Annotated in this window: 21 protein-coding genes; 1 reads left to right on the top strand and 20 read right to left on the bottom strand. The window is 40.9% G+C overall.

What is annotated here, in order from left to right; all coding sequences use genetic code 11:
* The first annotated feature begins 64 nt into the window (after positions 1-64).
* Positions 65-889 (top strand): 5'-nucleotidase, lipoprotein e(P4) family, encoded by an 825-nt coding sequence (locus ACOFKR_RS01540; RefSeq protein ID WP_419802271.1) that lies wholly within the window; start codon positions 65-67, stop codon positions 887-889.
* On the opposite strand, the gene ACOFKR_RS01535 is transcribed toward ACOFKR_RS01540, so the two are convergent.
* The 20 genes from ACOFKR_RS01535 to ACOFKR_RS01440 form a co-directional block, all read right to left on the bottom strand.
* Positions 881-1,993: a Gfo/Idh/MocA family protein gene (locus ACOFKR_RS01535; protein WP_419802270.1), complete on the bottom strand. Its 1,113-nt coding sequence runs from the start codon at positions 1,991-1,993 to the stop codon at positions 881-883. The genes ACOFKR_RS01540 and ACOFKR_RS01535 overlap by 9 nt on opposite strands.
* A gap of 131 nt (positions 1,994-2,124) precedes the next feature.
* On the bottom strand, positions 2,125-2,544 hold the full coding sequence (locus tag ACOFKR_RS01530) for an ester cyclase (protein WP_419802269.1): 420 nt from the start codon (positions 2,542-2,544) through the stop codon (positions 2,125-2,127).
* Positions 2,545-2,597: 53 nt separating this feature from the next.
* Positions 2,598-2,972, bottom strand: a complete 375-nt coding sequence (locus ACOFKR_RS01525; RefSeq protein ID WP_419802268.1) for a hypothetical protein — start codon at positions 2,970-2,972, stop codon at positions 2,598-2,600.
* A gap of 3 nt (positions 2,973-2,975) precedes the next feature.
* Positions 2,976-3,344, bottom strand: a complete 369-nt coding sequence (locus ACOFKR_RS01520; protein ID WP_419802267.1) for a hypothetical protein — start codon at positions 3,342-3,344, stop codon at positions 2,976-2,978.
* Between the two features lie 20 nt (positions 3,345-3,364).
* Positions 3,365-4,939: a hypothetical protein gene (locus tag ACOFKR_RS01515; RefSeq protein ID WP_419802266.1), complete on the bottom strand. Its 1,575-nt coding sequence runs from the start codon at positions 4,937-4,939 to the stop codon at positions 3,365-3,367.
* A 68-nt stretch (positions 4,940-5,007) separates the two neighbouring features.
* A complete protein-coding gene (locus ACOFKR_RS01510) occupies positions 5,008-5,583 on the bottom strand; it encodes a Crp/Fnr family transcriptional regulator (protein WP_419802265.1) in 576 nt (191 codons plus the stop codon).
* A 72-nt stretch (positions 5,584-5,655) separates the two neighbouring features.
* Positions 5,656-6,672 (bottom strand): L-histidine N(alpha)-methyltransferase, encoded by a 1,017-nt coding sequence (egtD, locus tag ACOFKR_RS01505; protein WP_419802264.1) that lies wholly within the window; start codon positions 6,670-6,672, stop codon positions 5,656-5,658.
* Positions 6,673-6,675: 3 nt separating this feature from the next.
* Complete coding sequence (gene egtB, locus ACOFKR_RS01500; RefSeq protein WP_419802263.1) at positions 6,676-7,878, bottom strand: ergothioneine biosynthesis protein EgtB; 1,203 nt, start codon at positions 7,876-7,878, stop codon at positions 6,676-6,678.
* Positions 7,823-9,391, bottom strand: coding sequence for an ABC transporter permease/substrate-binding protein (locus tag ACOFKR_RS01495; RefSeq protein WP_419802262.1), 1,569 nt, complete (start codon positions 9,389-9,391; stop codon positions 7,823-7,825). Before ACOFKR_RS01495 ends, egtB begins: the two co-directional genes overlap by 56 nt.
* Positions 9,388-10,347: an ABC transporter ATP-binding protein gene (locus ACOFKR_RS01490; protein WP_419802261.1), complete on the bottom strand. Its 960-nt coding sequence runs from the start codon at positions 10,345-10,347 to the stop codon at positions 9,388-9,390. Before ACOFKR_RS01490 ends, ACOFKR_RS01495 begins: the two co-directional genes overlap by 4 nt.
* Positions 10,348-10,356: 9 nt before the next feature.
* On the bottom strand, positions 10,357-11,739 hold the full coding sequence (locus ACOFKR_RS01485) for a mercuric reductase (protein ID WP_419802260.1): 1,383 nt from the start codon (positions 11,737-11,739) through the stop codon (positions 10,357-10,359).
* Positions 11,740-11,751: 12 nt separating this feature from the next.
* A complete protein-coding gene (locus ACOFKR_RS01480; RefSeq protein WP_419802259.1) occupies positions 11,752-12,033 on the bottom strand; it encodes a DUF427 domain-containing protein in 282 nt (93 codons plus the stop codon).
* Between the two features lie 167 nt (positions 12,034-12,200).
* Positions 12,201-15,086 (bottom strand): TonB-dependent receptor, encoded by a 2,886-nt coding sequence (locus ACOFKR_RS01475; RefSeq protein WP_419802258.1) that lies wholly within the window; start codon positions 15,084-15,086, stop codon positions 12,201-12,203.
* A 481-nt stretch (positions 15,087-15,567) separates the two neighbouring features.
* Positions 15,568-15,942 (bottom strand): YtxH domain-containing protein, encoded by a 375-nt coding sequence (locus ACOFKR_RS01470; protein WP_419802257.1) that lies wholly within the window; start codon positions 15,940-15,942, stop codon positions 15,568-15,570.
* 170 nt (positions 15,943-16,112) lie between these two features.
* Positions 16,113-17,792 carry a protein-disulfide reductase DsbD family protein gene (locus ACOFKR_RS01465; RefSeq protein ID WP_419802256.1) on the bottom strand — a complete coding sequence of 560 codons (1,680 nt, stop codon included), beginning with the start codon at positions 17,790-17,792 and terminating at the stop codon, positions 16,113-16,115.
* Positions 17,793-17,962: 170 nt separating this feature from the next.
* Positions 17,963-18,739, bottom strand: a complete 777-nt coding sequence (locus ACOFKR_RS01460; protein WP_419802255.1) for a succinate dehydrogenase/fumarate reductase iron-sulfur subunit — start codon at positions 18,737-18,739, stop codon at positions 17,963-17,965.
* An 80-nt stretch (positions 18,740-18,819) separates the two neighbouring features.
* Positions 18,820-20,757, bottom strand: a complete 1,938-nt coding sequence (locus ACOFKR_RS01455; protein ID WP_419802254.1) for a fumarate reductase/succinate dehydrogenase flavoprotein subunit — start codon at positions 20,755-20,757, stop codon at positions 18,820-18,822.
* A 41-nt stretch (positions 20,758-20,798) separates the two neighbouring features.
* Entirely contained in the window at positions 20,799-21,602 is an 804-nt protein-coding gene (locus ACOFKR_RS01450) for a succinate dehydrogenase cytochrome b subunit (protein WP_419802253.1), read from the bottom strand.
* Positions 21,603-21,743: 141 nt separating this feature from the next.
* Positions 21,744-22,400, bottom strand: a complete 657-nt coding sequence (gene pdeM / locus ACOFKR_RS01445; RefSeq protein WP_419802252.1) for a ligase-associated DNA damage response endonuclease PdeM — start codon at positions 22,398-22,400, stop codon at positions 21,744-21,746.
* Between the two features lie 76 nt (positions 22,401-22,476).
* Entirely contained in the window at positions 22,477-24,033 is a 1,557-nt protein-coding gene (locus tag ACOFKR_RS01440) for a Do family serine endopeptidase (RefSeq protein WP_419802251.1), read from the bottom strand.
* Positions 24,034-24,191: the final 158 nt, after the last annotated feature.

Raw genomic sequence — 24,191 nt, 5'->3', positions numbered from 1 at the left:
TCGGAAGATCAATAAATTTGGAATGCTTCTTTTATGGCTATTTTTATGGCGGATTTTTTTGAATATGAAAAAGAACTTTTTTCCATTTTTGATTTTGCTGCTAAGTGCCTGTTCTTTGCAAAAACACCAAATTTTACCCGATAAAAGAAGCATTGCAACGGCAAATCCAATCAACACAAACGGTAAAATTATGGCCAATATTTGGATGCAGCGTTCGGCAGAATATAAAGCGTTGTGTTTTCAGGCTTATAATTTGGCGCAATTTCGGTTGGATGAAGCATTGAAAACAGCTTCTGCAAAACCTAAAGCGATTGTTACGGATATTGATGAAACCGTCTTAGATAATAGTCCGCACGATATGGCCGAAGCGTTGGCAGGAAAAGATTTCGACCTGAAAACCTGGAAACTATGGACGGCCAAAGCAGAAGCTGATACAATTGCCGGGGCGGCGGCTTTTTTGAAATACGCGGCTTCAAAAAATGTAGCAATTTTTTACATCACCAATCGCGATGAAGATGAACGTGCCGGAACGCTAAAAAATCTGCAAAAATTTAATTTGCCAAATGCAGATGATACGCATTTGCTGCTGAAACAAAACACTTCCAGTAAAGAAATCCGCAGAGATCAAGTGCTTCAAAATTATGATGTTGTGTTGTTTTTGGGTGATAATTTGAATGATTTTTCGGCGATGTTTGAACGGAAAACTTATGAAGACCGGCTCCAAAATGCCAAAACTCATCAAGCCGAATTTGGCAAAAAATTTATTGTGCTGCCAAACCCGGCTTACGGCGATTGGGAAGGTGCTTTGTACCAATATAATTATCAGTTAAAACCTGTACAAAAAGATTCTGTGCTCAAAAAATGGGCGATAAAAGAAGCATCAAACTGATCCGATCTTTTCTTTTTTGCCCGAATCCAGGCTGCGGTAAATGGCATCAACAACCAGCATATCTTTCAAACCTTCTTCGCCAGGCACGCGTGTTGGTATTTTGGTGTTGATACAATTTGCAAAATCGTCCATCTGTGCCGCCTGCTGGTTGATGTTTGGCAAATTCATCGGCCCGTTAGATGTCCTGCCTTCAATTCCGCTATAACCATAAGCGGGTTCCAGTTCAAAAAAACCTTTTTCCGTTTTCGCTTTTAACGAACCCCAGTTGTTGTTATAGCTTGATTTTCCCTGAGTTACAAATTTGCCCGGAAACTCCAGTTCCCAGAAAACGGTTTCGTCCACATCTTTAAACAATTCGGGCTTTGTTTTTTCCTGCGTTGCTTTTACAAACAGCGGCTCTTGCCCCAATGTGTAACGCGCGCCCTGTATGGCATAAATGCCCATATCCATCAATCCGCCCCCGCCTGCCATTGCTTTTTTTAACCGCCAGGCATTTGGGTCGCCGCCGTAAACAAAGCCGTTTGCCGTATCTAACTGCGTTGTTTTTCCCAGAATCTGTTTCTGGCCCAACCGCAACACTTCCAGATTATGCGGTTCAAAATGCAAACGATAACCGATGGAAAGCATCCGGTTTTCCTTTTTGCAGGCAGCAATCATTTCCCGGCAATCGGCAGCGTTTAAGGCCATTGGTTTTTCGCAGATCACATGTTTACCCGCTTTTGCTGCACGGATAGTAAACTCTTTGTGCATCGAAACCGGCAGCACTACGTAAACAATATCAATATCCGGGTTTTGGGCGATGGAATCAAAGTTCTCGTAGTTGTAAATATTTTTCTGCGGAATGTTATATTTTGCCGACCAGTTTTTTGCTTTTTCCGGAGTGCCCGTTACCAAACCGGCCAAATAGCAGTTTTTAGTTTGAAGCAAAGCAGGTGCTAATTGTCCGCCGGCATAATTTCCTAAACCAACCAATGCAATACCCAGTTTTTTAGGTGCTAAAAGAAGCATTTCAAAAGAGGAAAGTGCTGAGCCTAAACTAATTGCCCCGGCACCGATACTCAACTGCCGGAGGAATTTTCTGCGGGAAAAATCATTTATTTCCATAAATATTTTATAAGTGATTGATAACTTAAAGTTAAGCTTTGTTGTTTGATGAAACCTTTTGAAAACGAAAAATTTGGCACAAAAAAATCCCGGATGTTGCTTCCGGGATTTTTGCATGAAATATTTTCAGGTTAAATTTCTTTCAGTTGTACGCCCAATTGTTTCAGGATACCCAATTCGTCCGAGCTTCCCCAACGTTCGGTCATTTTGCCGTTTTCAAACTTGCTGATCTGCATACCGCGCGCTTTAATGGTTTTTCCGGTTGGTTCCACCGTCATAAAAGTTCCCTGATGCGTACCGGTGAGCGTGTAAGCAAAAGCGACTTTATCTTCATCTGCCAGCAAAGTTTCTACCGTTACCTTCATGTCCGGGAACGCGCTGCGCATCATCGTAAAAAACCTGATATAACCTTCCGGGCCGGTTCCCTGGTTTGGCGACGGATCGTGATCTACAGAATCCGAAGAAATTAAATCACGTAATAACTCTAATTGGCCAGTATTTACGGCTTCACCGAATTTTTTCTGGGTTTCGATGTTTGCTTGTGCGCTCATTCTAGTTTTTTTAATTAACGGTAATTACATCAAAAACGAGAGAAATGTTTGATTTAAATTGATAGTTTAAGCTTCACCTCTTTTCTACTTTGTTTAAATAAAGCAATCAACCAAACAATTATAAAAGGGGTGAGTAAAAAGAATGACCAAAAGATAAACACAATAAAAATTACTAAAAACATTAAAGGAACCCAAACCAAAAGTGCTTTAAAGTAATTCGATTTTGTCAAGAAAATTAAGCTTATTAGAGCAAGGTGTGATAAGACAAGAACTATCCACAAAACTAACGTTGATAAATTATAATTTCCTGATTTTAAAATTGCAATCGGACCTATAAATTCAATATTGTATAAAGATATAAATCCTAAATTTCCTGTTGCACCTGTTATTGTTGAAAACATTATCATTAAAAAAACTAACACTTTCATTTTTTACTTTAATGCTAAACTTGATCTTCTGCCTTGTTTAAAAAGCGAGATGATCCATACAATAACAAAAGGTATCAAAAAGAACCAGGCAAAAAAGTCAAAAAGGCCAAATATTATAAAGAAAGTTGGTGGAACAAAATATAATAAAGTATTAAAGTAAGGCTTATTAACAAGGAACACCAAAGACACCAAGCTTAAATGTGACATTAACAATATGAACCAAGCAATCATTCGTTCAGGCGCAATCACTTTACCTGTGATTTCTGATATTGGACCTAAAAACTCACTACTAAACAATCCAAACCAACCAAGATTGGTGGGAATACCTACAATAAATGATAAGACAATTAATAATAGAATTAGACCTTTCATAATAATTTATAGTGTAAATTTTAGTTACAATCCCCGTGGCTATTAGGAGCATATCCAGGTGTGGTATTTGTTCCAGACACAGAGCGCAAATCTTGACCATACTGGCCCGGTGATGTATTTAAACTTCCATTAGGTGTACCAGATGGAACATTAACATTTGCTTCCCACATCCAATGTATTGCGGCATCAGTACAATTATATTCATTTATTCCACCAACTGTAGATAGTTGATAATGTGCTAAACTTTCGTTGTCCACTACAAGCTGTAATGCTGCATTAAACTCTACTGCACTTACCGTAGAAGTATAACTTATCGAATAACCATGACCTCCATCGTCTTTTACAACCCCATCGGGACGAATACTAACCCCACCACCAGGATAAAAGCCCATTACTTGTGTAACTGATGTCCTATCCGTATTTATTTTAGTAAAACCAACAAATGTATGTCCAACATTATACAAAGTACCATTTGGTGTTTTATAAGTTTCTCCACTATACTTAGTAATTGAAATTGGCTCATTACTTCCTTGCAGGGGTTGGTCAACATAAATAGTCATTTTATATTGACTTGCTGGTTTGCCATCTGTAAAACAGTTAACGCGTTTTTTAGGATCAATCGGAAGTTTACCATTATCAACATAGATAGAGTTAGCAATATCTCCATTTGAAACAGTAGGGCTTGAAGAACTACTACTTCCACCGCCTCCACTGCCATTATCACTTACACGTTCTGCATTTGGTGGGATTGGCGGCCTGTTTTTTCCAAATTGTTCATCATCATCGTCCATATTCTGGCATACTTGGAAATAACTATAGGTGCCATTAAAACGCGGTTCGCTGCACCAACTACCAGAATTAGAACAAACTATCACCAAATCCGGAACCCTAAATATAACGCAGGACATGGTAGAATTTGTTTTTAAGCCTTGTGGTTTAAGAATACCAGGTGCGTTGGACTGAACTGTTACATTGTACAGGTGCCTTGGCTTGCCGCCAGATATCCGTATTACCATGTTTACTTCGTTGTCCCAGTTACGGTATTCGATGTAGCCGCTAAACTTTTTGTCCATCCCGTTTAGCCAGTTATTATTTGAGGGGTCAGGGTTTTTTGCCAAATAACTTTTGTCGGGGATATATGTAATGATGCGTTTGTCGATTATCTTCTTGCTGCTGTCCCGATAGATCAAGGCCCGTGTAAAAGCAGCTTTGGCAACGGCGGTATCCATATCATAGGCAGAAGTGTCGCCTCCAAGTTTGTAGAAGTTTGTTATCCTATAGTCCAGTGCTACTGGTACTTCTACCACTTCAAACCGGCTGTTTAAAAACGCTTTGGCCTTGCCCCAAAACAGAAAACCGTTAAACGTTGCAAGGCTGGAACCGCCGTCTGTACTGGAGAGCTTAATGGTTGTAGCGTCTGTTTTAAGGGCACTGTCGAGATACGCTTTGGCATTAGCAACACTTAATGATTTTGTAGCGTTTTGTTCTGTGTTTACTGGTTTTTGAACCGTTTCTTTACGACAACTGATAACAAAAGTTGTAAGTAAAAGCATAATGGCAAATATATGCCTTAAGGATAAGTAAGTTTTTTTCATGATCTATTTTAAGTTTAATATGATGACTTAAAATGACCAAATAAAAATTACAATAAATTTGACAAAAGTCAAAAAATACGCTTCGCCCTAATTCGGCTTAAAGTTTCCAAACTCATACCTAAATGGGAAGCAATTTGCCCTAAAGCTGCTTTTTGGAGAATAGTCGGATTACTTTTGATCAGCGATAAATAACGTTCTGTGGCTGACAAAGTGCGCAAAGCAATTGCCCTTTCTTCACTTTTAATGTAGTAATGCTCGGTGATGATGCGGCCAAAAAGGTTAAATTCAGGAAAATCAGCATAAATTTTCTGCAATTGTATCCAGGACATGGAGAGGAATATTCCGTCTTCTAAAACTTCAATAAATTCTGCGGAAGGCTGCTGTGTGAAAAAACTATACACGGAAATCATAATATCAGCTTCACCCATAAACCAAGTTGTGTATTCTTTTCCGTCTTGCAGATAATACGACCGACAAAAACCTGTTTGTATAAAGTAAATCCGTCGTGCAACCTGTCCTTCTTTTAAAAGAAGATCGTGTTTGCAGAATTTTTCTTCTTTTAAACTGGAAACAATAAAATCCTCAAGCATTTGAGAAAGCGGCGCAATCTGATTAATCCTTTGAATTAAAGCTGTAGAGTTCATTCGGATTACAATCTACATCAAATAAATTGTTTTAAAGATTGTTACGATAAAAAATAGGCTTTGTAACTTAACCTAAACGCATTTCCAAACCGCATCCACAAACCATTTTTTAGCATCAAAAAAATGCCGAACAGGTTCAAATCCGCCTGAAAATGCCATTTGGTCAATTTCCTCTAAGTTATACTTTTGGGAAACTTCCATATCAATCCATTCGTTTTCTTCAAACATAATTTTGGTTGAACCTATGCGGATTTCCTGTTGAACCAAACTCACCAAAAAGCTTTTACAGGCACCCGTTTGCGGATCGTAAAGCGGATAATGGTCAAACTGATCAAGGTTAAAATCAGCATCCAATTCGCGGTTTATGCGTTTTAAAAGGTTTAGGTTGAAGTTTTTGGTGATCCCGGCCGCATCATTATATGCGGCCAGGATCGTTTTTGGGTTTTTTTTCAGATCGAAACCAATGATCGCCAAATCGCCGGGCGATAACGCTTTTCTCAATTCGACACAAAAAACAAATGCTTCTTTTACGGGCATATTTCCGATGTTCGATCCCATAAACAAAACCACTTTTGGGCGGCCGGAAAGCCGCGATGCTTCTTTTAGCATATCAAAATAATCGCCGTTTAAACCGTGCATTTGCAAACCGGGCAGTTGTTTTGGTAATTTATAAAGCAATTGCTCGATAACATTTGTGGAAATATCGATCGGCAGGTAGGTAAAATCAACTTTTTGAGCCAACAGTTCCTTCAGCAAAAAAACAGATTTGGTGGCATCACCGGCACCGAGTTCTATCAGATCAAAACTATTAAAACAGGCAGTCAGTGTTTTTACAATTTCTTTTGTTTGTTCCGAAAATATCTCCATTTCACAATTGGTGAGATAATATTCCGGAGCTTGCATAATGTCCTGAAAAAGCCGATCGCCTGCCGCATCATAAAAATATTTTGATTGCAGTTTTTTAGGCGAGGCCATTAATCCGGCTAAAATATTCTGGCTAAAAGAAGCTTTCAACTCCCTTTCAACGGATTCTTCTTCTGTTTCAGTTATTATAAATGTTACGTCTTTTATATAAATGTTTGTGTCCATAAGTTATTTGGCTAAACGGATTCCGATATATTGCCAGCGCGCGCTGGTTTGGAAAAAATTGCGGTAAGTTTTGCGGCTATGATTCGGCGAAGTAACCACTGACGCTCCGCGCAAAACCATCTGGTTTACCATAAATTTGCCATTATATTCGCCAATTGCACCCGGCGCGGTAACAAAGCCGGGATAAGGTAAGTATGCACTATTTGTCCATTCCCAAACGCTGCCCCAATTCAGTTTTTCCGAAGCCACTTCCCACTCAAATTCGGTTGGCAAACGTAAGCCTTTCCAACTGGCGTAAGCAGATGCTTCATAATAACTTACATGGCAAACCGGTTCTTGCAAATCGATTTTTTTGATGCCGCCCAACGTATAATTGCACCATTCACCATCTATAAAATGCCAGTATAAGGGTGCTTTAATTTCGTTGTTTTTTACCCAATCCCAGCCTTCGGCATGCCAGAAACGGAAGTTTTGATAGCCGCCATCCTGGATAAATTCTAAATATTCCTGATTAGTTACCGGCTCAGAACTAATCTCAAAATCCGGCAAATAAACCGCGTGTCTTCCCAATTCATTATCAAAATAAAATCCTTCACCCTGATGGCCGATTTCATATAATCCTGATTTTATAGGGATAAAAACAGCATCGTTTTTAGGCATACTGTTTTTACCGGGATAATTTTCGGCATAAGCAGGCAGCAACGGATTATGGCCTAAAATATATTTGATATCTGTCCACAACAATTCCTGATGCTGTTCTTCGTGGTAAAAACCTAAAACCAGCAGTTCATGCAATTCCGCAGAAACTTCGCAACGCAGCAGATTTTCCATTGCGGCATCCACATAATCGCGGTAAGCATAAATATCCTGAACGGTTGGCCGACTTAAATTGCCGCGGTTGGTACGGATTACCCTAACGCCAACGCTTTCATAATAACTGTTGAAAACATAATTGTATTCAGCATTAAAATCCTGATAACCAATTACATTAGGTTTCAAAATAAACGTTTCAAAAAACCATGTCGTGTGGCCCAGATGCCATTTCGGCGGACTAACATCTGCAACGGGCTGCACCACATAATCTTCTGTTTGCAGCGGCGCGCAGATTTGTTTTGAGCGATTGCGAACGGTTATATAGCGGTCAAGTAATTCATTTCCCGTCGAGGTATTTTCTAAGATCAGAGATGGTTCTAATATGTAGCTCATGTGCTTGTTTATTTCTCATCATCAGCGCATAAGCGTTGTTAAAACCAACCGGCTTTAACCATTTTAACGCATATTGCTGTTCAAACGCATTTTTAACAAAATTATAAACTTTGAGTTTGCTGCCACCAATCGAATCGGTTATTTTCTGGGACGATTGTAAAATAACCAGCAATCCTGTGCCTGTATATTCCGGGTAAAAATCAATCTGATTGTTCGTCAGCGCATCAAAACAGATTTTTGTGCCGCCCAAACCGGTTTTTGTGGAAACTGCGTAATCGGTATAACCTTTTATCAAATCCGCATACATGGCTGCCAAAATGTATTGCTCGCCAAAAATTTTAGAACCGATGCGAACCGTTCCATTATTTCCGTTTTGAGGATTTCGAAAAAGCTTTTTTTGCAACAGGAAATCATGCGCTACTTTTTCCGGGGATTGCTTAAGCTGATCAACTTTATAATTCAAATCCGTCATCACAGAATCATTGATTGCCCCGGATAATAAATTCAAGGTTTTTTCCAACTCCGGAAATTTTTGCAGCGCATCTTTCCGAACCACCGGCGCACAATAATAGGGCGGGAAAATATGTTTATCATCTTCCAGAATTGTTAAATCGTACGCTTTTAAACGGCCGTCGGTGCTGTATCCGCTGATCACGTCCAGCTCTTTTTCGTAAGCGGCTTTGTACATCACGGCATCGCTGATGACAACGGTTTTTATTTTCAGGCCATAAATCTGTCGCAAACCCAGATCTCCGTCTCTTCTGCCCATAAATTCGGGCGTAAAACCAGCCAGCAATTTATTTTTTTGGGTTGAAGGAATCCAATAAATAGCCGATAAAAGAAGTATCGCCGCCGGGACCGCCCACAAAAAAACTTTAACTTTTTTTAGGCTGAGGTTTTGGATTCTGGAAAGTAAAAAATCTAAAATAATCGCCAGTAAAGCCGCAGGAATCGCCCCGGCCAAAATCATGTTGCTGTTATTGAGGGAAATCCCGCCGAAAATAAATTCGCCCAAACCACCGGCCGCAATAAAAGCGGCCAAAGTTGCCACGCCAACATTAATCACCGTTGCCGTGCGTATCCCAGCCAGCAAAACCGGCATCGCCAACGGCAGTTCTACCTTAAATAATATCTGCCAGCTGCTCATGCCCATGCCGCGCGCTGCTTCTTTTACCGTTGCATTTACTTCGGTAATGCCGGTATAAGTATTTCGGATAATCGGCAACAGCGCGTACAAAAATAGCGCAACAATAGCAGGTTTTGGCCCGATCCCGAACAGGGGAATCATAAAACCGAGTAAAGCCAGGCTCGGGACCGTTTGCAAAACGCCTGCAAAACCCAAAACACTTCCGGCAAATTGCTTTTTTCGGGCGATCCAAATGCCTAACGGCAAAGCAATTAAAATAGCCAGAAACAGCGAAATAAACGTTAAGCCTAAATGCTGCACCGTTTGCTGTAACAATTTTTCATGTTCCTGCTGCATAAATTGCCATAAACTTTGCTGATTGTTCATGTCATCAAATTTTTATGGCTAAAAAAAGCATCCATCAAGTTCCGGAAATTGGTTTGTTTCCGCTCGTTGGTTTTGGGCTGATGAATACTGATTTGTTGCAAATTATTTTTTTGTAGGAGAGAAATTGTTTCCCAAACACTAATTTCCGAAGTAATTTCCGGTTCTGATTTTATACCGGTAAAAACAGCATGATGATCCCACAAATCATCCAGTGAAACGGCTTTGAGTTCTAATTGCAGCCGCTGATCATCCAAAAATGTAGCTACAAATTCATCCGCAGGTTTAAACAACAACTCTGCCGGTGTGCCAATTTGCTTGATTTTTCCGGCATCCATCAGGCAAATCCTGTCGGCCATTTCAAAAGCTTCCTGCACATCGTGCGTTACCATTACAATGGTTTTTCGCTTCAGTTCGTCCAGGTTTTTAAATTCTTTTCGGATGGAAATTCTTGTAATCGGATCCAAAGCACCAAAAGCTTCGTCCATCAGCAAAACCGGCGGATCGGCCATCAAAGCTCGCGCCAAACCAACGCGCTGCTGCTGGCCTCCGCTCAGTTCATTTGGAAGAAGTTGTAAATAATTTTCGGGCAGATGCAGTTTTTCCAGTAAAACTTGTGTGCGCTGGTTGATTTTCTGCTGATCCCATTTTAATAATTTGGGAACAATAGCCATATTTTCAGCAACAGAATAATGCGGAAACAAACCGTTGTTCTGCAATACATAACCGATGCTCCGCCGTAATTGATCGGGGTTTTGATCTAAAATATCTTTGCCATTAACCCAAACCCGGCCGCCGGAAGGTTCCGTTAGCAGGTTGATCATTTTTAAAGTAGTGGTTTTGCCGCATCCGCTGGTGCCCAAAAGCACCAGCGTTTCGCCTTCTTTCACTTCAAAAGAAATATCATCAACCGCTGTAGTTTTACCAAAACGCTTGCTTAAATGTTCGGCAACAATCATGGAAGCAAGTTAAGCTTCTTCTATCGACATAAAAAGGTTATTGATGGATTCTGCCATTGTGGGGTGCGCAAAAATGTTTTCCCGTAATTTGTGTGCCGTTATTTTCCCTTGCATGGCCATTTGAAACACGGCCATTACTTCGCCGCCTTCATAACCTAAAACCGTTGCGCCCAGGATCTGGTCGGTTTTGGTATCTACAATTGCTTTCATAAAGCCTTTGGTTTCTCCGATTTCGTTGGCACGGGCAACATGTTCCATTGTTAGCTTGGCAACTTTAATATCCAACCCTTGTTTACGTGCTTCGCTTTCTGATAATCCAATCCTGCCCAATTGCGGATCCGTAAACATACAATACGGAACCGGACGACCTTTGATCGTTGCATCCGCGCCTTCCAGCAGGTTTTTAAGCACAATCAAATGATCATTGTAAGCAATATGCGTAAACGCCGGTCCGGGTTTTACATCGCCTAAAGCAAAAATCCCTTTTGCAGTGGTTTCCAACTTGTCATTTACCTTGATGTGGCCTTTTTCATCCACTTCAATATCGGTGTTTTCCAGACCAAGCGTTTTGGTTTGCGGCGTACGGCCAACGGCAATTAAAACCTGTGAAGCCGTAATTTTTTGTTCGCCTTGTTTGGTTTTAATGGTTAAAATAACGCCATCGGCAGCTTTTTCAATTTTTTTGGTTTCTGCGGAGGTGAAGATATTGATGCCTTCTTCCGTTAAAAAACCGGTTACGGATTTACTTACGTCTTCATCTTCTCGGGACATAATGCGTTCGCTCCTTTCAATCAGCGTAACCTTGCTGCCAAAGCGCGAAAACATCTGTCCAAACTCTAAACCGATGTAATTTCCGCCGATGATGATCAGGCTTTCGGGCAATTCCTTCAGTTCTAAAATACTGGTGTTTGTGAGATAATCAACCTGATCCAGACCATCAATTTTTGGTATTGTTGCCGTTGCACCGGTATCAATAAAAATCAAACCGGCTGTCAGTTCTTCTTCGCCGCCAGCGTTTAATTTAATTTTCAGGGTTTTTTTATCGATAAAAGAAGCATCGCCAAAAATCAAATCCAGGTTTTCGGTTTCTTCTAAATTTTTTTGTCCGCCGCTGCGCGATTTTTCTACAATTTCGTCTTTACGTTTCATTATGGCCGGAAAATCAACCTTGAATTCCGTTGTGATCACGCCCAAATCTGTTCGCGTGGCCATAAAAGCATTTCGGGCAGAACCGATCAATGCTTTGGTTGGCGTGCAGCCATCGTTTACGCAGGTTCCGCCTACAAAACGCTTTTCAATAATGGCCGTTTTTTTGCCTGCTTTGGCCAGTTTTTTTGCCAAAGGCGTGCCTGCCTGGCCGGAGCCAATGATTATGGCATCATAAGTTTTCATTCGATACTGTTTTTATCGGGTAATTTTCACGCCCTTCCAAAAGGCAACGTAATTTTTGATATTGGCCGCGGCATCTTTTGGTTCGGGATAAAACCAGGCCGCATCCGGGTTTTGTTTGCCGTCCACCTCCAAAGTATAATAAGAAGCTAAACCTTTCCAGGGGCAGGTAGAATGTGTGGAAGACGGTTTTAAAAATTCTTTTTTAACAGCTTCCAACGGAAAATATTGATTGTTTTCTACTACAATAGTCGCATCGCTTTCGGCTATAATTTGGTTGTTCCATTCGGCTTTCATAGTTTGGGTTTTTGATTTGTTTGTGCTGATTTCCAGACTTCCCTTGCATCAACCTTATTTAACAGATTTAGTTTTTTATGCGGGATGAAATGCTTCTTTTACCGGCATAAAAAAAGCACCAGAAAAAATTCTCTGATGCTGTTTTTATACCTGTTTTTTTGTTAGAACTACTCACGTCCCCGGCCTTCGCGCCCGCCCCGTCCCTCACGGTAATCTTGCTGTGGTGCTTTTCCGGCAAATTTTTGTAACCTCAAACTAAAACTTAATAAATAATAACGGCCTAATCTGTTTACGTTCGATACCGTATAACCGGCAGCCCCGTTGTTAGGCGTAAACGTATAGCCTGTATTTTGGTTAAACAAATCGTAAGCGGCAATGCGTATCGTTGCGGCATTTCCTTTCAAAAAACGACGCTCTACATAAGCATTTAAAATATTAGGGTTTTTTTGCGCCACACCCGTATAACCGCTGTAAATAAGTTTAGTATAATCATAACTTACGGTATAGTTTTTCCACAAGTAATTTTTACCGTTCAAACCAAGCGAAAGTGTCCTGGCCACTGTGTTTTGAAACGTTGAAGAGATAATCGAGTTGTTAATTGTGCTGATACTATAATTGGTGTTTAATTCTGCATCAATAATATCTGTTATATCTGTCCTGAACCGCAGGCCCGGCGTTACAACTAAAGATTTTGCCACATTTCTTTCTGAGATCAACGTTTCTGAATTAGACGCTGCACTATAGGTAACCCGGCTGCTGTAACCAATATTGTTTGTATAATTTGCATTTGCGTTAAATGTTAAAGTGTATTTGCGGTTTGCCCAGGGTTTAGAATATGCCCCAAAAAGCGAAGAACTATAATAGCCGTCTGCATTCTGATACTTAGTTAGATAAGTACCGGCCAACGTTGGGCTTAACGGATCAACTGTTGGATATTGAATAGAGTTGGCTACAATTTTGTTACTGGTTTGATTAAAGCTTAAATTAGTGAACAGTATATCCCCGGTGGCAAAACTAAAGCGGTTATATCTTAAATTAACATTATTGTTGAATTCGGGGATTAGGTTTGGATTTCCCTGAACCGGATACAACGCGTTGGAAAAATCAATTACTGGCTGTAAGTAATTGAAGTTTGGCTGACTGCTTGATCCGTTATAGTTTAAGTTGATTGCCTGCGTTCTTGAAAAATTATAATTAAAATGTGCCACCGGCGCAAAATTAAGCGTTGAAACATGGGTGGATTGATTGGTTGTAGGGGAAAATCCATCCAAAACTGCCGGTTGTAAGCCCAAACCTACTGTAAAATTGTACTTCTTTTCTACAACCCTGTAGTTTAAGCCAATTTTATTTGTAGTAAATGTATAATTATAATTGTTACTAAACCTTTGATAAAAAACTTCCTGGTTATTTGCCGTAAGTGTGTCTGTCCGCTTATCGCTGGTTGTATAAGAGTGGTTGAAGTTATAATTAAGCTCTAAATATGATACCTTTCCTATCGGTTGCAAAAACGAAACATTTGTACCAAAGCTATTGGTTCTGCTGTTGGTATTAATTAACTGAAATTGGGGTGATGCCATCGGGCTGCCTTGTGAATAAAGTGTTGTAGGGTTGTCAGATTCATTCGTTTTTGAAGAATTAGCATTTAAGTTGATACTTAAATTACGCCGGCCAGGAAATTTATGATTGTAAAGCAACGTAGCCCCAAAATTTGGAGATTTTGTTATATCTGTGCTGAACTGACGGTAAGCAACGTTAGCTATTTCCTCACGAAAACTGCTGAATGTACCATCAGCATTTGTATTGGCACTGTTAAAGGAATAAGTTGGTGTAAATTTAAAGTAGTTTACCGTATCGGGCTTGTATTCCATATTCCAGGTAAGCCTGTGGTTAACATTACGGGTGCTTTGGATACTGTTTTGCAATACACTATTTGTTTGACCGGCGTTTATCCCTTGCTGATAACTGTTACTGATTGTGCTGGTCAAATTATCAGAAAAGCTGTAGCTGCCGTACACAGACAGCTTTTTGCCCCATTGGTCCCGAAAGTTTAAACCTATGGCATGGGCATCAGTTATCCCGTTTTGATTAGTTGTAGTGCTTGCGCCCCTGAGTGCATTTCCCCGGCCGCCGCCGCCGCCAAAACCGCCGCCACCACCACGTCCGCCGCCACCGCCGTAAGTAAAAGTGTTGATGTTTGTATTGTTGATGTTGCCTAATACAGAAATCTGCCTGTCACCTTTAAAGCTAAAGTAGTTAACTGTCCCTAAGTAACGATTGTGGTTTTCGTTATTATTTATTGCTGCAGGATTTGTTGGGTCAACACTTGAATTATTTGAAGTTGGTAACGCATCGCGCCCATCGCCCGCTGTAGCCTGCAAAGAATAACCTACGTTCCGGTCTTTCCTGATCGTAATGTTCATAATACGGTCTGGTTCTCCGGTTTTTACGCCCGTCAGGTTTGCCTGATCGCCATAATCATCAATCATCTGGATATTTTCAATCACATCTGCGGGCAGGTTTTTCGTTACCGATTTCACATCGCCGCCCATAAAATCCTTACCATTGATACGGACTTTTGTTACAGATTTTCCACGATCGGTAATATTTCCGTCTTTGTCCACATCTACGCCCGGCAGCTTTTTGATCATATCCTCTGTTGGCGCGTTTTCCCGCACTTTGTATGATCCGGCGTTGTATTCTACTGTATCTTCTTTAATCCGAACCGGATTAGTGCCCACAATAGTTACGCCTTTTAACTGCGTGGCGGCAACCTTCATCTTAATAACACCAACATTGATGGTATTAGGGTTGTGGGGTTGTGGCAGGAACCTTCTGTTAACAGTTTGAAATCCGATTAAATTAATTGTCAGCCTGAATTCTGTAGATTTTACCCTCGGAAATAAAAAAGACCCATCTGAACCAGCAGCTGTGGTTAAGGTATCGGAGGCAGAAAACAGTTTTATAACTGTTCCGGGCAAAGTTGCACCGGTTGAGTCCTGAACGCTGCCGCGCACTTCATGGGTTTGTGCATGTAAAGCAACTGATGTAATCAAAAAAAATAAAAATAAGAGTAAGGTTCGTTTCATGTGATTTTGGTCCGTGAAGATGTCTTGATGTCAATTTGCCTTATGACGCTGCAAAATCGTAAAAGTTTCATAAGTGCGGAACCAGGTGCTGTAACATTTATGCGATGCTGATTAATCCGGCCTGCACACAATAAACAAGGCCGAAAACCACTTTCAAAATTTTGTAACAATTTAATTATCAAATTACTTTGACCGGATTCAGTGCCTGTTTAACTTTTATCCAATTTATTTTCAATGCTTCTTTTATCGGCATAAAATTGGAAAAACAAGATTTATGGCCGTAAAAGAAGCACGATGATTTTTTCGGTACAAATTAAAATAAGTCTGATAGCAATGCTTCTTTTATCAATATAAATTTTGCAGAAAAAAATCATAAAACCAGAAATCCCGGGTTCGGACAACAATTGTTGTCGAACCCGGGATCTTTTCAATTTAAAAAGCTCTGTACTTATGCCTGCTGAATATCGTTGTTGATATCGTTAGATTTTTCTTTCGCTTTTGATTTGGCATCATCAACCGCCTGATCTTTGTAATCAACGGCTTTGTCTTTCAAATCTGCGGCTTTGTCTTTATACTCGCTCACTTTTGCTTTGGCCTGATCAGCAACCTGGTTTTTATAATCAACCGCCTGATCTTTATATTGGTTCAGCTCATCTTCGCCGGTTTTTACTTTTTCTTTAATTGTGTCCCAACTGTTCGTAGCTGTTTCTGCAAGTGCGTTACGGGTTTCCTCGCCTGCATCCGGGGCAAATAATATACCTAAAGCAGCACCAACTGCTGTTCCTAACAGAAATACGCCTAAGGTTTCTACAGAATTTTTCATGATTGATATTTTTAAGGATTTATGTTGATAAGTAACCGTTTTCTAACTTAATAGTTTTCAACAAATTATATTTTCTAATTGAAAACTAAATTTATGCCGATAAAAGAAGCATGTTGGCCAAAAATTATCAGCCAATAGTTCATTTACTGATAGTTGATTTTTAAAAGCTATCAGTTGGCCGCTTTTTTAAACGCATCCAAACCAGTTTGCAGATATGCTTTGTAACTGTCGGCATTATAATCTGCCCCTTGCGGCGGCACTAACAAGTTGCCACTGTCATCCAGCAAAACATAAAATGGCTGCGAGTTGGCTTTAAAACGCGATGCTTGAAAATCGCTCCATTTTTTGCCAATGGTTGTTATTTTTTTGCCCTGGGCAGAAACGGTTTGCTCGCCTGGCTGCAAATCAGTTTTATCATCCACATAAAGCTGCAGCAATACATAATCATTGCTGATGATGTTGTAAACAGCTTTATCAGTCCAAACACTGGCTTCCATTTTCCGGCAGTTTACACACGCATGGCCGGTAAAATCAATCATTATTGGCTTATGGTTTGTTTTTGCGTACGCCAGTGCTTCCTCATAATCAAAAAAAGCGTTCAAGCCTAATGGTGCTTTAAAAATATCGGCATATTTATGGGTTGTGGCACTTTTGTTTTGTGTTGATACAGTTTGATTTCCGCTGATACTTGGCGTATATAAATCAAAATCCTGCGTTTGCAACGGAGGTAAAAATGCGGAAATGGATTTTAAAGGCGCCCCCCACAAGCCCGGAACCATATAAACCGTAAAAGCAAGTACGATAATTGATAAAAACAATCTTGGTATCGTTACAAATTCTACCGGGGAATCATGTGAAAATTTGAGTTTTCCCAACAGATAAATGCCCATCAACCCAAAAATTACGATCCACAAAACGAGGAAAATCTCGCGGTCGAACCATTCCCAATGGTAAGCCAAATCTACGTTCGACAGGAATTTTAATGCTAAAGCCAGCTCTAAAAAGCCCAAAACCACTTTTACACTGTTTAGCCAGCCGCCAGATTTTGGCAGCGAATTTAACCAGGAAGGAAACATGGCAAATAACGCAAACGGAATGGCCAAGGCCAGCGAAAAGCCAAACATACCAACCGCAGGCCCAAGCAAGGCACCGGATGTAGCTGCCTGCACCAACAGCGTACCAATAATTGGCCCGGTGCACGAAAATGAAACCAAAGCCAGCGTTGCCGCCATAAAAAACAGACCTAAGAAACCACCCTTGTCGGATTGTTCGTCCATTTTGTTGGCCCAGGCAGATGGCAATGTAATTTCGAAAGCACCAAAAAACGAAATGGCAAAAACGATGAGCAACAGGAAAAAAACCAGGTTAAAAACACCATTTGTGGCCAGATCGTTCAAAGCATCGGCACCAAAAATAACGGTGATGATCAACCCAAATGCTACGTAAATAACAATGATGGACAAGCCGTAAATAATCGCTTTGGTTATGGCACTTCCTCGTGATTGTGCCGTTTTGGTAAAATAACTGACGGTTAAGGGCAGCATCGGGAAGATACAGGGCATAATCAGCGCAGCAAAACCGCCCAGCAGTCCGGCTAAAAATATGGCCCATAACGATTGCTGCGCTTCCTTAACTTCTATTTTGTGCGATGCTTCTTTTACCGCCTCTTTTTTGACCGGAGTTGCTTTTGCAGTTTGTGTATCGGCCGGCAAATCTGAAAATTGGACATCAGCGGTTGAAATGGTGTCGGTTGAAGTTTGTAACGCGTTACTTTTCTGATTGAAACCAAATAGTAAACAGAAAACCAGCAGCAGGGAAAATAAATATTTGTGCTTGATAACAGATTGCATTGAAGACTTTAATTAAATTTATCGGCTAAAAGTAGCAAAAATCAAGTTTGACTTTTGTCATTTTACCGGCCAGAACTGTTGATACCAAATTTAGGCCGATAAAAAAAGCATCGGCATAAAAAAAAGCCCTGCCGGTTTAGGCAGGGCTTTTTATGAATAGTTTCGTTTGCTTATGCGTGCACTTCTTCTGATTTGAAAAGTTTGGCAGTCAGGAAATCGCCGTTCATGCGGGCAATATTGGTCAGCTTGATCTCTTTCGGGCATTCGGCCTCGCAAGCTGCGGTATTGGTGCAATTACCAAAACCTTCTGCGTCCATCTGTGCAACCATGTTTTGTACGCGGGTATAGCGTTCCGGCTGCCCTTGCGGCAACAATGCTAATTGCGAAATTTTAGCCGATACAAACAGCATGGCCGAAGCATTTTTGCAAGCCGCTACGCAAGCACCGCATTGGATACAGGTTGCCGAGTTAAACGCCTCATCTGCAATTGGTTTCGGGATCGGTATTTCGTTTGCGTCCGGCACGCCGCCGGTATTGATCGACACAAAACCACCAGCATGCTGGATACGGTCAAAGGCCGAACGATCGGTTGCCAAATCTTTTACCACCGGAAAAGCACCCGCCCTCCAAGGTTCAATTGTGATCGTTTGCCCATCGTAAAAACTGCGCATGTGCAGCTGACAAGAAGTAATTCCTTGTTTTGGGCCGTGCGGACGGCCATTAATGTATAAAGAACACATCCCACAGATACCTTCACGGCAATCGTGGTCAAAATAAATTGGTTCCTCTTTTTTGTGGATCAGATCTTCGTTAACTACATCCAGCATCTCCAAAAAAGACATGTCCGGAGAAATATTATTGGCCGGATAAGTAACCACTTTTCCGGGGGTTTTTGCATCTTTCTGGCGCCAAACTTTCAGCGTCAGGTTCATATTTCCATTACTCATAATGCTAAGTATTGAGTATCAGGTATCAAGTATCAAGCACTGTTGCAATTTCTTGCTACCTGATACTTTATACCTGCTACTTATTTATAACTTCTTTGTGTTAATTTTACGTTTTCAAAAACCAATTCTTCACGGTTTAATTTTTCCGGCTGATTTTGGCCCATAAATTCCCAGGCAGCTACGAAAGAAAAGTTCTCATCATCACGTTTTGCTTCGCCTTCTTCTGTTTGGGATTCTTCGCGGAAATGGCCGCCGCATGATTCACGGCGCATTAAAGCATCATCAATCATTAATTCGCCCAACTCAATAAAATCTGCAACCCGGCCGGCACGTTCTAAAGAAAAATTGATCTCTTCATTTTCGCCCATTACAATGACATTTTTCCAGAAATCGGCTTTTAATGCCTGGATCAAACCTTTTGCTTTGGTCAAACCGGTTTCATTACGCGCCATTCCGCAGTATTCCCACATAATATGGCCCAGTTCACGGTGATATTCGTTTACTGTTTTATTACCATTTTTCATGGATAAAAACCTGCTTACATTAGCTTCTACATCTTTTTTGGTTTGCGCAAAAGCCGGATGGTTTGGGTCGATTGGTTTCGGGCCGATTGTAGCCAGATAATCGCCCAAAGTATAAGGAATCACAAAATAACCATCAGCCAAGCCTTGCATCAAAGCAGATGCTCCCAAACGGTTGGCCCCGTGATCAGAGAAATTGGCTTCACCTAAAGCATAACAGCCTGGAATGGATGTCATCAGATTATAATCAACCCAAAGGCCGCCCATGGTGTAATGCACAGCAGGATAAATCCGCATCGGTTGCTTGTACGGGTTTTCATCTGTAATCTGATAATACATATCAAACAGGTTACCATATTTTGCCCTCACCGTATCTTCGCCCAAACGTTTGATGGCATCTGCAAAATCCAGAAAAACCGCTTTGCCCGAAGCACCAACACCTTTACCTTCATCAGAAACTTCTTTTGCATTTCGGGAAGCCACGTCCCGCGGAACTAGGTTGCCAAAAGACGGATATTTACGTTCCAAAAAGTAGTCGCGGTCTTCTTCCTTAATATCAACTACTTTAATTTCGCCTTTGCGCAATTTCTCAGCAGTTTCTACTGTTTTTGGTGCCCAAACGCGGCCATCGTTCCGCAAAGATTCCGACATTAAGGTCAATTTGGATTGATGGTCTCCGGAAACCGGGATACAAGTTGGATGGATTTGCGTGAAACACGGATTTGCAAAGTAAGCACCCCGTTTATGTGCACGCCATGCGGCCGTTACGTTGGAGCCAATGGCATTTGTTGACAAATAAAATACGTTACTGTATCCGCCGGTACACAGTAATACTGCATGGCCGGCATGTGTTTCGATAGAACCTGTGCGTAAATTGCGGGTAACAATACCTTGCGCTTTACCATCAACCACAACCAGGTCAAGCATTTCTGTACGTGTGTACATTTTTACTTTTCCTAAATTGATCTGACGGTTTAAGGCAGAATATGCCCCTAAAAGAAGCTGTTGTCCGGTTTGTCCGCGGGCATAAAACGTTCTGGAAACCTGCGCACCGCCAAATGAACGGTTGTCCAGCAAGCCGCCATAATCACGTGCAAAAGGAACACCTTGCGCCACACATTGATCAATAATATTAACAGAAACTTCGGCCAAACGATAAACATTGGCTTCGCGGGAGCGATAATCGCCACCTTTTATCGTATCATAAAACAACCGGTAAACACTGTCGCCATCGTTTTGATAATTTTTTGCTGCATTGATGCCGCCTTGTGCCGCAATCGAGTGGGCACGTCGCGGACTATCCTGAAAACAAAAAGCCGTTACATTATAACCCAACTCGGCAAGAGAAGCTGCAGCAGAAGCACCGGCCAGACCTGTACCAACGATAATTACGTTGTATTTCCGTTTATTGGAAGGGTTGACCAGCTTTAAATTGAACTTTTGTTTGTTCCATTTTTCGGCTAATGGCCCTTCGGGCAATTTTGCATTTAATTCCATTTTACAAATTTTAGCTTATAAAAGAAGCATTGCTGCTGGGTTTATCTTTTGGTGAAATAATAAATGATCGGCATCAGCGCAAAACCGATTGGGATGATCACGGCAAAAAGCCAGATGCCAATTTGGTTAACAATCGGTTTATATTTTCGGTGGTTCATACCGATCGTTTGCCAGCTGCTTTGAAAACCGTGCAACAAGTGAAATGATAAGGCAGCCATTGCAATCACATAAAAAATAACATACAACGGCGAGGCAAAAGAGAAAATCACTTGTGCCTGCAAATCTTTGGCAATCGTAATTTCCTGTTGTGCGTTTACATCTACATATTTTGCGTATTCATATTCCCCTTGCGGCAATTGTTTTGCAGAAACCAGTTTGCCGGTTTTTAAATCGGTACGGTATTCTTTAAAAGGCATTTTCGGCCCTTCATGATTTTTAAACCATTCATCTTTGTGATAGCTAAACCAGAAGTTTCCCATATGGATCACGATAAACAACAACAGGAAAGAACCTAAAATCCCCATATTACGTGATGACCAGATGCTGGGCGATTTTGGTGCCTGAACATAATTTACCGGCCGTGCTTTGCGGTTATTGATGGTTAATATTAAAGCGTAAACGGAGTGGACAATAATTGACAGGTAAAGCAAATAAGACACTACTTTTATCGGCGGAAAATGCGTCATAAAATGGGAGTAATCGTTAAAAGCCAAACCGCCATCGTTTTTAAACAACTGAAAATTACCACTTAAATGCACAATCAAAAAAAGGCTTAAAAACAAACCGGTTAATGACATGATGAGTTTTTTCCCTATCGAAGAAGAAAGTGTATTGGTAGCACTCATTGATTAATAGTTTTTTAGGTTATGATTATGCAAAAGTATTTATTAATGCCGGAAAAGATATTCAAGCATGAGGCCAATATACCATACAATGTTTATTTAGAAACAATCTAAATTTTTAGGTATTTAGTTTTCAATTTTTATTCAAAATGCAATCACTTTATCATTCAAAATGCCAAAAACACGGTCTGTTTCCTGATGCTGAATGGCAACCCGGCCTGTAAATTTGCCAAAAGAAGGTAAAATCGCCTGGAAAGCCCCGAAGGAAAAGCAAGACAACGTAACCGAATCCCGGCCTTTGCCCCGCAAATGCACGCCCGGATGAATGTGGCCGCAAAGTGTGTAAGCTTTATGCTTTTCTATTTCTTCGGATTTGAGCGGATGATGTGCCAGCCGGAAAGGCCCCATCAGCATTTCTTCCTGAACGGTAATATCCAGGTTCAAAAAGTTTTCTTCTTTAATAATATCATGGTTGCCTTTAATCAGGACCATGCTTCTTTTAGCATACTTTTTTCGCCATAAGGCAAATTCGTGCCAGTCGCTGTTTTTATCACTATGAAACAAATCACCCAAAAAAATGACGGTTTCAGGCTGATGCTCGTCGATCAATCCAGAAAGCACTTCCAGATCTTTTGCGGCCAGCTGCGGCGGAACGGCAATTCCGGCCTTTCTGAAATGAGCCGTTTTACCGAGATGCACATCGGCCAGGATCAGCGTTTTCTGCTCTTTCCACAGGATTGCTTTTTGAGGCAGTAAAAGAAGTGTCTGGTTTTTAAAAAAGAATTCGATCCCACAAGTCATCGGCACAAAATTAACTATAAACAAAAAAACCTGCAATTGCTTGCAGGTTTTTGATACTGTTTTTACCGACTATTTTTTAGTTTCCCATTTGATAACCATTGTTAAAACGGCTTCCGTCTGGCCGGATACCAGCGATAAATAAAGAACCGCCTTGTACATTAGACAATGCTTTATCAATATCGGCCGGAGAATTTACAGGCACTTTGTTAATGCTTGTAATAACAGAACCTTCTTCGATTTCCAGTTCGTCAAACATCCGTCCCTGGCGCACTTGCGTAACTAAAACACCGCTGTTCATGTGGTATTTTTGTTTCTGGGCAGGCGTTAGCGGAGCAAAGCTGGCACCTAATTTATTATAAATTTCTTCTGCGGATTTTGTTCTGGTTGATGCTAAAGTACCAGTATTGTCTGCCTTTAACGTTACGGCAAAAGTTTTCTCTTGTCCGTCGCGCAAAACCGTTAAGTTGATTTTATCGCCAGGTTGCAAACGGCCAACTTTTTCCTGCAGATCAGATGATTCATAAGCAGTATTACCATCAACTTTTGTAATTATATCACCTTTTTTGATACCAGCTTGTTGCGCGCCACCACCTTGAACTAATTCGTTAACATATAAACCATTTGTAGTTTTAATGTTCAATTTTTCTGCCTCATCAGGATCAAGTGTAACAAACTGTACACCAACGAAACCACGTTTTACTTTACCAAACTTCTCAATATCATTCAACACTTTTTTGGCTAAGTTAATCGGGATTGCAAAACCATAACCTTCATAAGAACCGGTGTGAGACAGAATTGCAGAGTTTATACCAATCAGTTCGCCTTTTGTATTTACCAAAGCACCGCCGCTATTTCCGGGGTTGATTACAGCATCAGTTTGAATGAAAGATTCAATGCCTTTTCTTAAAGCCGGAGTTTGTGCCTGATCCTGGTTTGGGTTAGAAAAAGGACTTTGTTCGTCATCATTTTCACCTCTGCCAATAATATTAACATTTCGTCCTTTTGCACTTACAATGCCGGCAGTAACGGTAGAAGTAAGGTTGAACGGATTGCCAACGGCCAAAACCCACTCGCCTACTTTTGCCTCATCAGAATTGCCAAATTTAATGATCGGCAAATTTGTGGCACTTACTTTAATCAAAGCCAAATCTGTGTTTGGGTCCGTCCCGATCACTTTTGCGCTAAACTGGCGGTGATCATTAGTGGTTACTTCAATTTTGTCCGCGTTTTCTACCACGTGATTATTGGTAACAATATAACCATCGGTAGAAATTATTACCCCGGAACCTGAAGCCCGCTGCGGCATGTTGGATTGCTGACGACGGCGGCCCATGCCAAACATATCGCCAAACATTTGTTCCATCTGGTCTTGCTGTCCGCCGCTATTTTGCTTGGCAGAATAAGTGGTGCGGATGTAAACCACAGCCGGTGTTACCGCTGCTGCCGCCTGTGTAAAATCTACCGTGCCGGCCGAAGAAACCAATGGGGCAATATGGTTGCTTGCAAAATAAACTTTTTGCCGGTCTTCAAATGTGCCGTTGTTTGCTGTTTTTGTTTCAACCATTTTGTAGGCACCTACGGCAATCGCACCTCCCAAAACAGCTGTCATTAATGATAAACCTATTCTTTTCATGTTAAATATTTTACTTGTATGGATAATCTATGTTCAAATTTAATGCCTTACTACCTTTATAATCAACCCAAAGCAGCCAAAAACAGTGTTAAATAATGTTAAATAGCTTAATCTATACTGATTTTTGTATTTGGCTTGGTTTTAAAACCCAATAAAGC

This window comes from Mucilaginibacter sp. (assembly GCF_965201005.1).
In the GTDB taxonomy this organism is placed as follows: Bacteria; Bacteroidota; Bacteroidia; order Sphingobacteriales; family Sphingobacteriaceae; genus Mucilaginibacter_A.
This window is presented reverse-complemented; position numbering and strand designations above follow the sequence as displayed.